This is a genomic window from Dendronalium phyllosphericum CENA369, assembly GCF_016056275.1.
GTDB classification, from domain to species: domain Bacteria; phylum Cyanobacteriota; class Cyanobacteriia; order Cyanobacteriales; family Nostocaceae; genus Dendronalium; species Dendronalium phyllosphericum.
This window is the reverse complement of sequence record NZ_JAECZA010000028.1, coordinates 1-14,577: the sequence shown is the minus strand read 5'-3', so window position 1 is coordinate 14,577 and position 14,577 is coordinate 1. Positions and strand designations below refer to the sequence as shown.

Annotated in this window: 14 protein-coding genes; 7 read left to right on the top strand and 7 right to left on the bottom strand. The window is 42.0% G+C overall.

Annotation, left to right across the window (positions count from 1 at the left end):
- Window positions 1-341: 341 nt before the first annotated feature.
- Complete coding sequence (locus I8752_RS09505; RefSeq protein ID WP_214432068.1) at window positions 342-974, top strand: Uma2 family endonuclease; 633 nt, start codon at window positions 342-344, stop codon at window positions 972-974.
- Between the two features lie 47 nt (window positions 975-1,021).
- Here the strand turns inward: I8752_RS09505 and I8752_RS09500 are convergent, their stop codons facing one another.
- The 4 genes from I8752_RS09500 to I8752_RS09485 all read right to left on the bottom strand — a co-directional run bounded on the left by I8752_RS09500 (window position 1,022) and on the right by I8752_RS09485 (window position 2,148).
- The gene (locus tag I8752_RS09500) at window positions 1,022-1,270 is read right to left on the bottom strand and encodes an antitoxin family protein (RefSeq protein WP_214432067.1); all 249 of its coding nucleotides are present in this window, start codon (window positions 1,268-1,270) and stop codon (window positions 1,022-1,024) included.
- Window positions 1,263-1,430: a hypothetical protein gene (locus I8752_RS09495; RefSeq protein WP_318780828.1), complete on the bottom strand. Its 168-nt coding sequence runs from the start codon at window positions 1,428-1,430 to the stop codon at window positions 1,263-1,265. Before I8752_RS09495 ends, I8752_RS09500 begins: the two co-directional genes overlap by 8 nt.
- Window positions 1,431-1,531: 101 nt before the next feature.
- The gene (locus I8752_RS09490) at window positions 1,532-1,726 is read right to left on the bottom strand and encodes a hypothetical protein (RefSeq protein WP_214432066.1); all 195 of its coding nucleotides are present in this window, start codon (window positions 1,724-1,726) and stop codon (window positions 1,532-1,534) included.
- An 89-nt stretch (window positions 1,727-1,815) separates the two neighbouring features.
- Window positions 1,816-2,148 (bottom strand): hypothetical protein, encoded by a 333-nt coding sequence (locus I8752_RS09485; RefSeq protein ID WP_225895546.1) that lies wholly within the window; start codon window positions 2,146-2,148, stop codon window positions 1,816-1,818.
- 405 nt (window positions 2,149-2,553) lie between these two features.
- On the opposite strand from I8752_RS09485, the gene I8752_RS09480 reads away from it, so the two are divergent.
- Window positions 2,554-4,884: a caspase, EACC1-associated type gene (locus I8752_RS09480; RefSeq protein ID WP_214432065.1), complete on the top strand. Its 2,331-nt coding sequence runs from the start codon at window positions 2,554-2,556 to the stop codon at window positions 4,882-4,884.
- A gap of 109 nt (window positions 4,885-4,993) precedes the next feature.
- Window positions 4,994-5,275, top strand: a complete 282-nt coding sequence (locus I8752_RS09475) for a DUF427 domain-containing protein (RefSeq protein WP_214432064.1) — start codon at window positions 4,994-4,996, stop codon at window positions 5,273-5,275.
- Window positions 5,276-5,554: 279 nt separating this feature from the next.
- Here the strand turns inward: I8752_RS09475 and I8752_RS09470 are convergent, their stop codons facing one another.
- Both I8752_RS09470 and I8752_RS09465 read right to left on the bottom strand, forming a co-directional pair.
- Window positions 5,555-6,835 (bottom strand): aminotransferase class I/II-fold pyridoxal phosphate-dependent enzyme, encoded by a 1,281-nt coding sequence (locus tag I8752_RS09470; RefSeq protein WP_214432063.1) that lies wholly within the window; start codon window positions 6,833-6,835, stop codon window positions 5,555-5,557.
- A gap of 303 nt (window positions 6,836-7,138) precedes the next feature.
- Entirely contained in the window at window positions 7,139-8,212 is a 1,074-nt protein-coding gene (locus tag I8752_RS09465; protein ID WP_214432062.1) for an aromatic ring-hydroxylating dioxygenase subunit alpha, read from the bottom strand.
- A 328-nt stretch (window positions 8,213-8,540) separates the two neighbouring features.
- Between I8752_RS09465 and I8752_RS09460 the strand changes: the two genes are divergently transcribed.
- Entirely contained in the window at window positions 8,541-9,725 is a 1,185-nt protein-coding gene (locus I8752_RS09460) for an MFS transporter (RefSeq protein WP_214432061.1), read from the top strand.
- Here I8752_RS09460 and I8752_RS09455 read toward each other — a convergent pair.
- Complete coding sequence (locus tag I8752_RS09455; protein ID WP_214432060.1) at window positions 9,700-11,385, bottom strand: GH3 auxin-responsive promoter family protein; 1,686 nt, start codon at window positions 11,383-11,385, stop codon at window positions 9,700-9,702. The genes I8752_RS09460 and I8752_RS09455 overlap by 26 nt on opposite strands.
- A gap of 466 nt (window positions 11,386-11,851) precedes the next feature.
- On the opposite strand from I8752_RS09455, the gene I8752_RS09450 reads away from it, so the two are divergent.
- The 3 genes from I8752_RS09450 (at window position 11,852) to I8752_RS09440 (ending at window position 14,478) form a co-directional block, all read left to right on the top strand.
- Window positions 11,852-12,355, top strand: a complete 504-nt coding sequence (locus tag I8752_RS09450; RefSeq protein ID WP_214432059.1) for a sterol desaturase family protein — start codon at window positions 11,852-11,854, stop codon at window positions 12,353-12,355.
- A gap of 118 nt (window positions 12,356-12,473) precedes the next feature.
- A complete protein-coding gene (locus tag I8752_RS09445) occupies window positions 12,474-12,788 on the top strand; it encodes an Mpo1-like protein (protein ID WP_214432058.1) in 315 nt (104 codons plus the stop codon).
- 298 nt (window positions 12,789-13,086) lie between these two features.
- Window positions 13,087-14,478 carry an amidohydrolase family protein gene (locus I8752_RS09440; protein ID WP_214432057.1) on the top strand — a complete coding sequence of 464 codons (1,392 nt, stop codon included), beginning with the start codon at window positions 13,087-13,089 and terminating at the stop codon, window positions 14,476-14,478.
- Window positions 14,479-14,577: the final 99 nt, after the last annotated feature.

Below are 14,577 nucleotides of genomic sequence, written 5' to 3'. Positions count from 1 at the left end.
TTGATGTATCAAATAGTTTTAGATCCCCCTAAATCCCCCTTAAAAATGGGGACTTTGATTCTAATTCCCCCTTTTTAAGGGGGGCTAGGGGGGATCGACAAGTGTCTAAAATCATAGCTAACCACTTTTCAAACAACCTCTAACATTTCCTACTCCTCGACCAGTCCAGCGTACAACATTGGCTAAAATTTTAAAACAAGCTCAGATAGATTTAGACAAATTTTTAGAACTGTTGTAATCAATAATCATAATTTAGATGCAATACAAACACTACATAACTTAAAATATGTGCAGGCATGACCGCAGTAACCCAGCAATACTTTACTAGGAGACAAAAAACAATGGTCAGCAGCCTAAAAGAATTCTTAGATGATTCAGAACTCGAACAGATTGATGACCCAGAAGAAAAATTTGTCACTAGTGGCGTAAATTGGCAAATGTATGAAGCATTATTAGCCAAACTAGAAGATAACTCTTATTACCGTATTACCTATTTAGATGGAATTTTAGAAATTGTGTCACCATCTATCAGACATGAAAATCTTAAAAAACGTTTGGCTATTTTGATAGAACGCTATCTCTATGCAAAGCGAATTCGATTCAGTCCGATGGGGAGTTCCACTATTAAAAAACAACTCAAGCAAGCTGGGGTTGAACCAGATGAATGTTACTGCATTGGCGAGAAGAAAAATATCCCAGACTTAGCGATAGAAGTCAACATCACCAGTGGGAGTATTGAAAAATTAGAAATTTATCGCCGTTTAGGAGTTGCTGAAGTTTGGATTTGGCAATTCAATCGACTTAGGCTTTACCATTTAAGGGAAGAAATACCATCTGAGTTTTTAGATACTTACGGTTATGAAGAGATTCAATTAAGTGAATTATTGCCAGAACTAAATATTGCTTTATTAGAACAATGTGTACAGATTTCAGACGATATTGAAGCTATTGACCAATTTGAACAAGATGTGTAATTTTTTTAGTTTAAGCAAGTTTAAAACAATAGACATAGCAGTGAAAATCAATTCTGATTGTTTGGAGTTGCTTTCTTCGGTGTACCATACAAATAATAATAGTGTTCGCTAGACCAATCCTCTGGTGCGTCAACAGTTCCCGCCATCTCTTCCAGCACATCCCAAGCATCCCCGGATGATGATGTTTCCTTCAACTCTTGAATTGTAATTACATAACGCGTGTTAGGGGCTAAATCCAAAGGGACATCTGAGCGCAACACACCACCGTCAAATACAACTGTTACTCTCTTATTCATAACCTTCCCAAAGTTGAGAAATAGATATAGTATTTCCACTCATAGCATCGTGCCAACCCTGACGAAAACTTTCGCTTGCAGACTCGGAAATTTTATCCTCTTCGTTCTCTTCCGCTACGAGTACAATTACCCGGACGCGGCTATGTTTTGCCAAAGTCAACGGTTCGTCTTAAAGAAAGTTGACCAAGTTCATTGACAGTTCCTTTGACTTCAATCGCTTTCATTGGCGTGAATCTGAGTTTGCTGTTAATAGTATAGGACTTATATATATAAGTTTTGCTTAAGCTGTGGTAACGACAACATAAGCATTTGCCACAAATAGGCAAGCTGTAGTAACGACAGCTTTTGTGTTGGTAACGAACGGACAAGTTGTGGTAACGTCAACAACTCTATTTCTAACGACAGCTTTTGCGGTGGTAACGAACGGACAAGCTGTGGTAACGTCAACAACTCCATTCCTAACGACAGCTTTTGTGTTGGTAACGAACGGACAAGTTGTGCTAACTAACAGGCAAATATTTGTAACGTCGCTGCTGCAAAAGTACTTAAATTATTCTTGTGAAGAGGATTTTCTTTAAGCTTTGCATTGTACGAGTAGCAACATTATGCTGATGCCAAGCTTGATAGAAATCGGGGTAAGGCATATTCTGGGCGCATTTCCAAGCTAAATCGTAACAGTCATCATCCAATTGCCAATAACCACTTAAAGCTTTGACTACCGCAAAGCGATGCTGATTATTCTGTAGAATTTTCCCTAAGCTAGATGCTGCCTGCTTACGGGTGTCGTCATCCACAGTAGTTGATTGCAGCAGTTGCACCAAGGCGGCGATCGCTTTTATGGGTGCGTTCTGCATGGGTAGTAATGAAGATACCAGCATTAGAAAAGCACAAATGATTTACTATCTCCTCTGTGTGCCTACGCGTAACGGACACTTTACTCAGCGGAGGCAACCCCTGCACAAAGAACACTCTACAAAAATTTTATGTTTACTAGGCAGATTTACAGGCTAGATTATGAAGATTTAATGCTCAAATCTGAATAAACTTCTTATATCAATATAAATCTATACATTTTTTAATGGTATGTACGCTGAAGAAAAGGGAATCCTATAAGTGCAACACGTACATCCAACTATCACATGGTAAATGCTTCAAATATCAAAGTTGAATTGGAAGTAAAAACAAACGGTAGAGTTCAAAGTTAAAGTTAACAGTAAAGAAGAGTTAATAAATGCGTGCGATCGCAGCTGTACAGAAATTTTTAGGGGAGTAGGTTGGTAAAAATGGCAAAGATTGCGTTACTCATCGGCGTTAGTAAATATCAATCGGGATTCCCTCCTTTGCCTGGAGCTATCAATGATATTAAAGCCATGCAGCGTGTATTGGAGCATTCAGAACTAGGCAATTTCAATGAAGTAAAATTGCTGGAAAACCCTGATTCCAAAGAAATGGAAGAAGCTATTGAATCCTTATTTACAAAACAACGCAATCCAGACGATCTGGTATTGTTATTTTTTTCTGGACATGGCATTAAAGATGATAATGGCAACCTTTATTTTGCTGCTAATAATAGCCGTACAAACTCTGATGGTAGCCTTGCGATCGCTACAGCAGTTCCTGCTAACTTTATTTATCTTGTTTTGAATAGCTGCTTACGTTGTAAACGCAAAATTGTTGTCCTTGACTGCTGCTATAGTGGGGCATTTGCAGAAGGACTGACTCCCAAAAATATCGGGACAATTGATATTGAAAAGGAACTAGGTGGAAAAGGAAGAGCGATTTTGGCTTCCTCAAGTTCAACTCAGTGTTCCTATGAAGATACAAAGGTTTCAGAACTCTCTATTTATACTCATTATATAGTTGAAGGAATTGAGACTGGTGATGCTGACCTCAATCAAGATGGGCAAGTCTCAGTCTTGGAATTGCATGAATATGTTTGCAATAAAGTCAAGAAAACAAAACCTGAGATGAATCCCAAAATTCTATTCAAAGATGAGGGTTTCAGCATTGCAATTGCTAAGACAAAAGCTGCCCCTATTCAACAAGATAAATTTTTTGTTGGTAACTGCAAGCTTGCCAAGTCTAAACATCTGGATGGTAACTTATATGAGTCGGAGGTACCGCCATTACATAATTTTCTAGAAAAGTATGAAGTATTAATTAACGAGTTAATTAAACGACTAAAAAATGATAAGTTTGTTGCTGCTTTAGAAAAACAAAACACGTTACTGGCTACGATAGTAGATAACCGAATTCTTGATATTATTCGTTGTTCATCAAAGGCAGATTGTGTTTTCATTTTTCAACATAATTATAAAACCAATTCTGAGGATGAGTGGACTGAGAAATCAAGGAGTAATTTTGGAGATAATGTAGACCAATCTTATATAGATACTTTAAGGGCTAGTGTTTTATCAGCAGTTAGTTATAAGTCAATTTTTGACACTGCCTTTCATGGAGTTTATCTAAAAATATCTGAAGAAAGGAAAGGAATACCCAAGGCATTTATCCTAGTTCCACTACAAATAGAAGAAAAATGGGACTCATACAAAGGAGCAAAATATATAGAAAAGGGCGAATTTATTGTTATTTGTGGTATAGAAAAGGATTCTTTTTTTGGCGATGCCTACGGGCAGATTATAGCCAGCTTTTACAGAGCCAGTCAAAGACTTTTGCCTAATTATGCATTAGTTGAAGCTTCTATTCTTGATGATTTGAAACAAGCTTTTGGGTTTGTAGCACCATCGCTATATCAGCGACGACTAAAATTATTTAAAGAGCGGCTTGACAGAATGATAGTTCACTTCGAGCCAATGCTTGACATACGTCCAGGATGCTTGGCCATTAAAAGATGGGAAGCGCTTGCTAGAGATCCAGTTAGTCTCAAAGCTCCTATCGATCTATTTCAAGCAGCAGAACTGTGGGGAGTTCATTTCAGCATAGAACTTGATAAGTATTTTCTGAAAACAGCCATTGAGAGTTATCGTCTTGCACGCATTCGGGCAAAAGGATTCGAGGAATCTGAAAACGTTCAGCCACTATCCATTAATGTTTACCCAGGCTCTATCATGAGCAGGGCTTACTTTAAAGCTGTTCGAGAAGCTATTTGGGATGCTTTGCAAGGGAACCCAGCGCTTCCACCCGAACAAATTATTCTTGAAATTTCGGAGAAAACTGCACTACCGATAATGCAGAGTTTGGGAGACTGTGCTTCTCCGTTGCAAGAGTTTCGTAAGAGAGTATTAGAATATACCCATGATACAGGAGTTCGATTTGCGATTGATGATTTTGGAGTTGGCTATTCTTCAATATCTCGTTTAGCAGGTTTGAATCTTCCTTATGTCAAAATTGATCGCGAAATTTTACAGCATCCAACAAGCGAAGTAATTATTCGATTTGTTTTAGATATAGTCAAAGTCGGCAACGCTAACCCGCCTGATGTAATTGTTGAAGGAGTCGATGAAGAAGTTCTTGCAAAAATCAGTCTATCCCGTTTAGCAAAAAGTGGTGTAAGTTTTGTTCAAGGACACCTTTTTGGTAAGGCTGGTTCTGAGATATATCGGCTTGATGAAGAGAAGAAAAAGAATCTCAAAAAACGTCTGTTGACAGACTAATTAATTTTGTAGTTGTCAGAAGTTACAATCAAAGCCTATAGCCACTGAAAGTTTTAACCTCGTAGAAGTGTCAAAATGTTATATGTAAACTTTATTCACAAAATCACTTATGCCGAAAGCAATTTGGAATGGCGCAGTTTTAGCCGAAAGCGATAACACCGTAGTTGTGGAAGGCAACCATTATTTTCCTGCTGATGCCATTAACAAGCAGTATTTTCAAGAAAGTAATACCCACACTACTTGTCCGTGGAAAGGTGTTGCTAGTTACTACAGTATCGATGTTGATGGTCAAGTCAATAAAGATGCAGCTTGGTACTATCCCAGCGCCAAGGAAAAAGCTAAAAACATCGAGGGCTATGTGGCTTTTTGGAAAGGCGTAAAAGTCGAATAAGCGCTTTTAGTAGATTAATGTGAGTTTGATGAACCTCTCCCTCCCAACCTCCCTCTCCCACGGGGAAAGGGAGGAGCAGCGAAAAATTAAGGTTTTAGCTCCCCTCTCTGCGTCGGAGAGGGGTTGGGGGAGAGGTCAAATAGGGCTTGTCGAACTCACGTTAGATTAAATTTTGTAGGTTGGGTCGAGTTTACAAGACCCAACCTCATCAGAATAAGTTGGGTTTCCTTGCGTTAACCCAACCTACTCTTGCACAGACGCGATTAATCGCGTCTCTACTTATGCACTAATTGTTGGTTTATACAATAGGTTGCGAGTTGCTACCATTGCTGTAACCAAACGCTCCATCTCTTCTCGCGTATGGAGTGCATTGACTGTAATCCGAATCCGGGGTTTGGCAATAAACCAAATCGGCGATACCCAAATCCCGTGATCTTCCATGATTTGTCTGGCGAACATCTTGGGATTAATTTCTGACGGTAAAACCACTGGTACAACATTGGTTTCGCCAATCGCCACAAAACCGCGATCGGCTAGACACGATCGCAAATACCGAGTATTTTCCTGAAGTTTTTTGACTTGTTCGGGATGTTTACGAACTTGACGAATACTCTCCAAGGCAGCAGCAGTTAATGGTGGCGGTAAGGAAATTGTCCCAATGGAAGTCGGAGAAACATTCAATAGTGGTTTCAGTTCTGCAACATGAGTACTAATTGCAGCTCCAGCGGAGGCGGCAAACTTTGAGAAAGTTGTCATAATCAAGGGCACTACACCCCGCGCAATGGCATCAGAGGGTAAAATCCCAAAATGTTCGTAAATTCCTCTACCAGTTGCGCCAATTGACCCACTGGCATGAGCTTCATCCATTACGAGTACGCTGCCTTCGTAATTGTGCAGCACATCCAACATCTGTGGTAGCGGTGCAATATCGCCATCCATGGAAAAGACTGCATCCGAGATTACCATGATGCGATCGTTGGGTCGCGCATACCGATGCAGCTTACGAGCTAAATCTTCTGTATCGCAATGACGGTATGCCTTGACTCGGACGCGAGGGCTATGACCAAATACTTTACCAGAACGAGTCCCAGCATTGACAATTGCGGAGACAATACAGCCATGATTGAGGACATCAGTCAGAATCAAAGTCTCTTGGGTATGCTGAAATCCCGGTACTGGAATTGCTAAGTGACAGAAGGCATCCATTAAGGCTTGCATTGCCATCCAGGCATTCATGAATAGCTGGGTGTGGGGCAAATGCTTAAAGGCGGAAATTTCGTCTTCTAGTTGTTGGTGCAGGTCAATCCGACCGCTCAAGACAGAACAAGAACTGTTAGACGTTCCATACTTGAGAATCGCATCGATAGCAGCTTGTTTGACAGCTTCTTCTTGAACTAACCCTAAGACATCATTTGTACAGAAGGTCAGAACTGTTCGGCGATCGCCTGTTGTTGCTTCTTCTATTTCAACTAAATTACCTTGTTTTTGCAGACAAATATACTCATCTGGATCGAGTCCACTCTCGTACCAGCGCTGGACATATTCTTTGACAATTTTCACAAGTTTACTCCTGTCACCTTCTCTGAGACGGCTTCTCGCTTTTGCCTCAAAACCATACTTTTGCGGATTTTATATTTGTAATGTAGCTTTTTGCGATCGCTACATAAAATTCATTACTATATAGTGTTTACTAATACATTTTGCTGGAAAGCTTGGACACTTAATGACATCCTGATATTGGTTACGCAATGGATTTGTTATGGGAGATGCTAATATAGTTAGCTTCATTTGATTTGATTTCTTTAGTTAGATTCAGTTTGATCGGAAGCGATCGCCGACAGAGTTAGAGGTATTTTCTAAGTTTTAGTTTCCATGGGATTGTGATTGACTTGATTTTTGCATAAATTCTTCGTACTGCCGGATAATTAATCGCTGGATGGCAATTATTGCCGGATTAATTTCGACATAACGACGTTGAGGATTAGCTAGATAGGTTTGCTGTTCGCTCTCGATCATTTCAACATCTTGGGCTAAAAATTTTGGCAAGATAAAACGTGAAAGCAAGGTTTGCAGCAATGGTTTCAGGGGTTTAAATATCCATATGGGTAGGCGAACTCTGAAAAAGAACAAAGCAAAAGACCGACTTTCAGTAGGACTAACTGGTAGCCGCATTAAGTATAAACTGGAAACTCCCTCTAAAGAAGTGTAATAGTGAGGGTAGCGATATTGTACGCATACAGGTAGAGTTGTTACTTCATCGGCGCGCTCGCTCAAACCTAAAAATTGCGCCATGCGACCTTTATAAGAAACTGCATATTCAGCCGCAACCGCTGATTCTGTTTCTTTCAAATTCAATAGAACTGGATTAAACCAACCTTGCAAGTTTTGGTGCAAAAAACCATGAAACACGTCCATAGCGTTTTCATTGCATATCGAAAAATGCGCCTGAAAGTGGGCACTAATCGGAACCATTAACAATTCAGGTTGGTCAAATTCTGGGATATGGGGTGGCTGTGAGGCGATCGCTAGGCTAGGATCTCCAGGAAAAATCCAAATGATATTGTATTTTTCTTGAATTGGATAGCTGCGAGCTTGGGCGCGGGGCAGTTTCTGTTCTTTAGTTAAATAAGGAATGCTGACGCAATCTCCACTGCCATTAAATTCCCAACCATGATAAGGACAAGCCAGATTACAACCTTGTACTTTGCCCTTATGCAGCGCTACACCCTTGTGCGGGCAAGCATCTTCCAATGCATGAAGTTGACCGTCGGCATCGCGGTAAACTGCGATCGCCTGCTGCCAAATCATTACCGATACAATCTCACCCACCTGGAGTTGGCTTGCCCAACCAACCGCATACCAGTAATTCGGGTTAATACCTACCTCACGGACACGGTTCTGAACTCTCTGGCTTTTAAGGGTCGTGGCTAGTTCCATTTGCTCGAACTTCTATTGCCTGTCTCTGTTATAATACTTAAACTTATAGTATTTCTTAAGTCAATTAATTTTGTGGGCATAAATGCAGGCAGCACCATTTTTTTCATTAATGGTGATATTAAATCCGAATAATCACTTATTCTTAAAATCTCTTTGCGTTCGGACTTAATGTCAGGGAACTCCAAAAAATAAATTATTTCGCTTAAGGTTGTTGACTGGAACAGTCAACCGTCAACCGTTAACAATAACAATGGAATACTTTTTTACTTGCAAGTCCCTAACTTGTCTACCTAAGTTTTAGTTGCCGAGTTTTTCAGGTGTCTCATTGATGATACGCGATCTCAAACTGTTAGTGCTGCTTTTGGTAGGCTCTCTGACCACAATGGTAGGGGGCGTTGTTGCTCCGATTTTGCCAGAAATAGTGCAACATCTTCACATCCATCCTGGTTTAGCAGGTATCTTGGTGAATATGCATTGCTTAACTATAGCTTTATTCAGCCCCCTGTTAGGCATTTTGGCAGATCGGGTTGGTAGGTTACGCGTCCTGATTCCATCGTTACTGCTCTACGCATTAGTAGGTACGGCGGGAGCTTTCATGGAAAGTTTTTGGCCTTTATTAGCAACGCGGGCGTTACTGGGCGCTGCTAGTGGTGGGATTGCGGCAGCTAGTTTAGGCTTACTGGCAAGTATGTATGAAGGTGACGCGCGATCGCAAGCTTTAGGTCAAGCAACTAGTGCCCTAACGATTGCCGGCATTCTCTTTCCGCTTCTCGGTGGTTGGGTAGGTGCAACTCACTGGCAATTTACCTTTTATCTATATGGATTGGCCTTACCCCTAGCCTTGCTCACAGCCTCAATTTTCCGCAAAAATCGGTCGCTACATCCGCAAGCAAAAGCGGTGGAATCATCCCAAAATTTGCGTCAAGTTTTAGGGCATCCTTATGTACTGTGGTTATTACTTACCTTGAGTTTGGCATCAATTGCCATGTCTTGTGTAGTGATCTACGCACCCCTATATCTGAAAGTTAAGATTGGCGCTAGCACCATCCTCAACGGGATAGTTTTGGCATCAAGGGCAATCGGTGCTGCTGGGATATCGGCATTTGGAGCGAGTAAGCTGGCGAAAAACATCGGTGTGGAGCGTTCCACAGCAATCGGCTTTGGATTGATGGCAGTAACTTTGGGAACAATCCCGTTACTGAGTCAAATAGATTTGATTTTGCTGACAGCGGTGCTTTTCGGTGTCGGATTTGGCATTGTCGTACCTAACCTCTACAGCGCTCTGGCAAGTGTAGCTCCAGCAAAAATGCGATCGAGCGTGTTAGCTGCGGGAACAGGCGCAGGCTTTTTAGGACAGTTCTTTTGTCCCCTACTACTTGGGGTAGTACTCACTCATAGCAATCTAGAATCAGTATTTTACACAGCAGCAAGTATATCTTTAGTGGCTGGGCTATTACTAATCCTAGTTGCTACAACTACTTTATTAGTTAAACCAACTCCTCCGGAAGCCTAACTTCTTGTTCGACCTTGAGTCCTGCAAGAAAATTTCGGTCTTCGCTGATGTGGGGAAATTTTAGTTGAGAATCAGGCACTCCCCTTTGTAACTGCCGTTGGCGGACAATTGCAAAGCTTCCTGGCTCTAAAATTCGCAGTCGCGGAGCAGGTACTTGATCTGGGCGCTTGGAACCGTAGTATAAATTTATCTGCTTGAGTTTATCATCAAAGCTAGATAAAAAAGCTTGGGGATTGCTGAGTGTGCGATCGGGGGCGAGTTCAATGTTTACTAAATAGTGAGCGGGGAAATCATTCTCAGACAAAGTGATACAAAAATCCTCCAAAGGTAAACCAAATTCTTGTTGCAGGGCTTGCATCACTTGTGTAGCGTGAAATTCAGTTGTTTTCTCAGAAGTGGAAGACAGCAGTCCGCCGCGACGGTAGCGAAATACTATCAAGGGAGCTTGTTCGTAAAAACCCACAACCTCAACGACATCGCCAATATCGTAACGGTAGAAGCCATTGTAGTTAGTCATCAAGATGCGGTAAAGTTTTCCCGGCTGAACTTCAGTGGCTAGCAGAGTTTTCGGATGTTCTGCCTCCCATTGGTCTTGGGGAATAAACTCAAAAAAACCACTTTCAATTGCCAAGACACTGCCATCTTGGTTGACATCAGGGTAAATGCTAAACATGCCTTCTGCCGATGAATAAGCTGCCCCAAATATCGGAGTATCGCCAAAATAGCTGGGAAATCGCTCGAAATAAAAATCCGAAGTTCCTCCCCGTGCAGCTGCGATAAAGGAAAGATTTGGCCAAACAAGTTTCGGAGTCAGTTGCCCTTGGGAATTTAAGATTGCTTGTAATTGAGCAGCTCGCTTTGGAGATGCTGACCATTGCTGTTCCAAAGAAGCGCGAATTTCTGGTTTGAGTTCTAACCAAGGTGCAATTGTCCCTTGTTCTATATCTTGAATCAAATCTGAACTATAGCGCTCTAAATAATTGCTCGTTCGCAACAGTAGCATAGGGAAATTCGCTATCATTCCTCGCATCGACACCTCGCGCAAGGCAAACAGCAAACAAACATAATGACGGGTGAGGCTATCCCCAGGCTGGAGAGTTTCGTAAGGATTGGCAAAAAATTGCTTATAAAGTCGCTTATCCATGCGAAGCACGCCAGTACTAGCAGGGCCGTAACTTATACCGCCGCTCGTGCGTCCTCCCAGTTCCACCGAGTTAGTAACCAGCAGTTGACCAAACTGGAGTTTTTGCCGAGCAAGTGCCTCACTTAAAAAACCCATACTAGTGAGAGTAGCCGTTCGGACAATATTTTGCGATCGCCTCGTAGTCGGAATCATTTTCTTTTTGCCTGTCGAGCCACTAGTTACGCCTAGATAGACAACCGGATCGGCCGTGAGAATGTTTGTTTCTCCCTGAGCAATGCGATCGGTATAAGTTTCATAGCTGCTATAAGGTAAAATCGGCATCTGCCTTTGAAATTGCTCGATAGTTTTAATTCCGCTCAATCCATATTCGCGGCCAAATTCAGTATTTTGATGAGTCCGTAAAAGTTTGCGTAAAAATTGCTCCTGCACCGCATCAGTGTGACGGGTTTGACGAACGAAATTGTCCTTAATTTGTCTAGCAACAGCGGTCAACAGTGAAACTAAGAAATTTGTCATTGAGGTTTTGCAAAATCAAAGCTTATAACGAAGGCAGGAGGCAGGAGGCAGGAGGCAGGAGGCAGGAGGCAGTCCCTATGAAACAAGTTTCACCGCCATGCATGAAAAAGGTTTCTTCCCCTATACCCCACACCCTTTTTCAAGTTAGAAGGCAGGAGGCAGGAGGCCTTTTTTGGAACGAGGATTTTATACCCCGTTCCAAAAACTTTTCGCCTTACAAGGCGAGGTTTTAGACCCGATTGTTTCGATAAAAATATGACATAAGGCAGAAGACAAAAGTAAATAAAACTACTGATAACTAACTCTTGTACAGACGCGATTAATCGCATCTCTACTTTAGACGCAATAAATCGCGTCTCTACTTTGCTATACCTATGTAGTGAATTTACATTAATTAAGAACAGGTTGTAGCAACAGTTGTAAATAGTGATAGATTAAATGGGAAAAACTCTACGGAGGAAGATTCGTGCTTCTTTTAGCGAAGCTTTCTATAGGAATCGCCTGTTTTGTCTTAGCATTTGTCTTTGCAAGTTTGGTGGAATATTGGCTACATCGCTTGATGCACGTGTCACCTCGCATCGGCAAACGTCACCGCGACCATCACCGCCGCAATGAAGGACAGGGGGTGCTGTGGGAGTTTCGAGACTATGTGGCCGGGAGTTGTTTAGTAATGGCTTTAATGTTTTTCCTTTCTTGGGAAGCGGGAATTGGTTGGTTTATGGGCGGATTAGTTTATGCTGCATTTTCAGCTTATGCCCATCAACTACAGCACGAAAACCCAACGAAATGCTTTTGGATGAAAATGCCCGTTCACTACGTACACCACAAGTATGGGATGTGGCATCACAACTTTGGTTTAGCCGTAGACTGGTGGGATCGAGTCTTCGGTACATACCAGCCTGTAGAATGGTTGACACCAGAAGAACTTCAACAACCCGAACGCGGTTATTTACAACTGAGGTGGTGGTAAACTATATGCCACAACGTAAAAACTTGTGTTTCTCAGAACACTTTCTCTAAATACTTAGCGACCTGTTCTGATAAACGCTGCTATTTTCCTCATTAAGTGCAGTTGGAGAAAAACCAATTTGAATTACTTTCAAGAGGCAAAAGCCCATTTTGTTACCAGTCATCAACATCCAATTAATCAGATTTTGCATCATTTAACTAATGTGCTGGCGATCGCGGCTGCTGTTTTTTTGTTCTACGATTGGCGACTTACACTAGTTTGTTTGGTGTTGACCCAAGTTTTTGCCCTAGGCGGACATGCAGTCTTCGAGAAAAATGAACCCGCCTTTGTCAAATATCCAGGAATCACCATCTTAGCTTCAATGTCGTGGTCTTTTGAGAACTGGTTTGGTTTGCGCCAAGTCTGGGAATACTTCAAGCAAAAAACAGCTTAAGGAATCAGTTATCTGCAAACAAATTGCTAAGTAGCCGTCATGAACTGTGTACCCAAGAGGAATGAAGTTTACTTTACTAACTCACGTGTAATGTGAATTGAGTGATGAAATCCTTGTAATTTCGTCGATGGTTCCAAAACCAAGATTTTTAATAAGTCTTGAAACCCTTATGAAACAGCAGGCTTTTTTAATTCACATTAGGCGTAACTCATAAACTTTTACTCAGCACTCAGCACTCAGCACTCAGCACTTTTAAAACTGATACCTGAATACTAAAAAAATTTTGAGGAGCAGAATTATGTATCAAGGCATACTAGTTATTGATGCTGATGCCCATAAGTTAGAAAATCCCTTGGTAATGCGGGATTATCTAGAACCAGAATACCGCGATCGCATCGGTCTAGTAATTGATAGCCTAGGAGATCAACGGGCGCGCATCATCGATTTTAATCCGGCGACGGGTAAAAATGACTTTATGCGGATGTTTCCTCAACCGCAAGGCATGGGGAAAGGCGGCTTTCGTAACTTGCATCCAGATACAACCTTGGGAGCAATGTTCAATAAAGTGCGAATAGAACACATGGATGCTGAAGGCATTGATGTCCAGGTAATCTATGGCACATTAAATTTGGTCTTTTCCAGCTTACTAGATAAAGATTTAGCGATCGCTCTTTGTCGCGCTTATAACAGCTACATTGCTGACGACTGTAAGGGGTACAATAATCGTCTCAAACCCATTGGTGTATTACCGTTACAGGATGTTGACGCTGCGGTTGCTGAGATGCACCGTTGTATAAACGAACTAGGGATGATTGGCGTAGCCGTTGCTCCCAACTTGCCAATTCCCCATCCCAAAGCACCAGAAGCTTTCCCAGAAATTCGCACCTGTAAAACAATTAGCCATCCTGACTTTCACCCAATATTGCAAGCGGCGGTAGACTTAAACATCTCACTTGGCGTTCACGGCGGCCCTGGTTCTTACATGGTGGGTGGCATTTCCGACCACACGGAAACTTTTGTATTAACACACATTTTCGTGCAGCGCAACCAGCAACAACTAGCTTTAGCACGTATGGTCTTTGATGGAGCCTTCGAGCGCTTTCCGACACTGCGGGTAGGCTTTTTAGAAGGCGGTTGCGGTTGGGTTCCAGATTTAGCCCATGCTTTTCACGAACATTGGGAAAAACGCATCCGTGACTTTGACCCCAAAAATCCCTATCGTCCTTCCTTGATGGAATTCACCAAGCTGATGATTCAAGAAAGAGGTAGCCACAATAATATCAACTTGATTAGCCAAGCTAAAAACCTCTTCGATTTATTGTGGAATGTCCAACACGACCCCACAAAAATCGAAGATGCTAGTTTGTACGAACACTACGACCTGCGTCACCGAGATCCTTTGGAGTATTTTGAACGCGGTCAAATATTTACCTCCTTTGAATCAGATGACCCCGGCCCTGCTTATCTTCACGTGGCAATGGGCGAAGTCGGTAAGCGTTTGGCTTGCTTCTCTGGCGATTACGGTCACTGGGATGGCGTACTCCATAACTGCGTTCGAGATGCCGCAACAGTTGCTGAGTATGACCAAGAGCATTTAGAGCTGTTGTTAGGTGGTAATGCTCTAGCATTATATGGCGATCGCCTGCGCCAATCTCTACCTAGCGATTTATTAGCGGCGCTAACTGTTTAGGTAAGTAGGGAGTAGGGAGTAGGGAGTAGGGGAAGCAGGAGAAGATGAGGAAAATAATTAATCCCCAATCCGCAATCCCCAATCCCCAGTCCCCAGTCC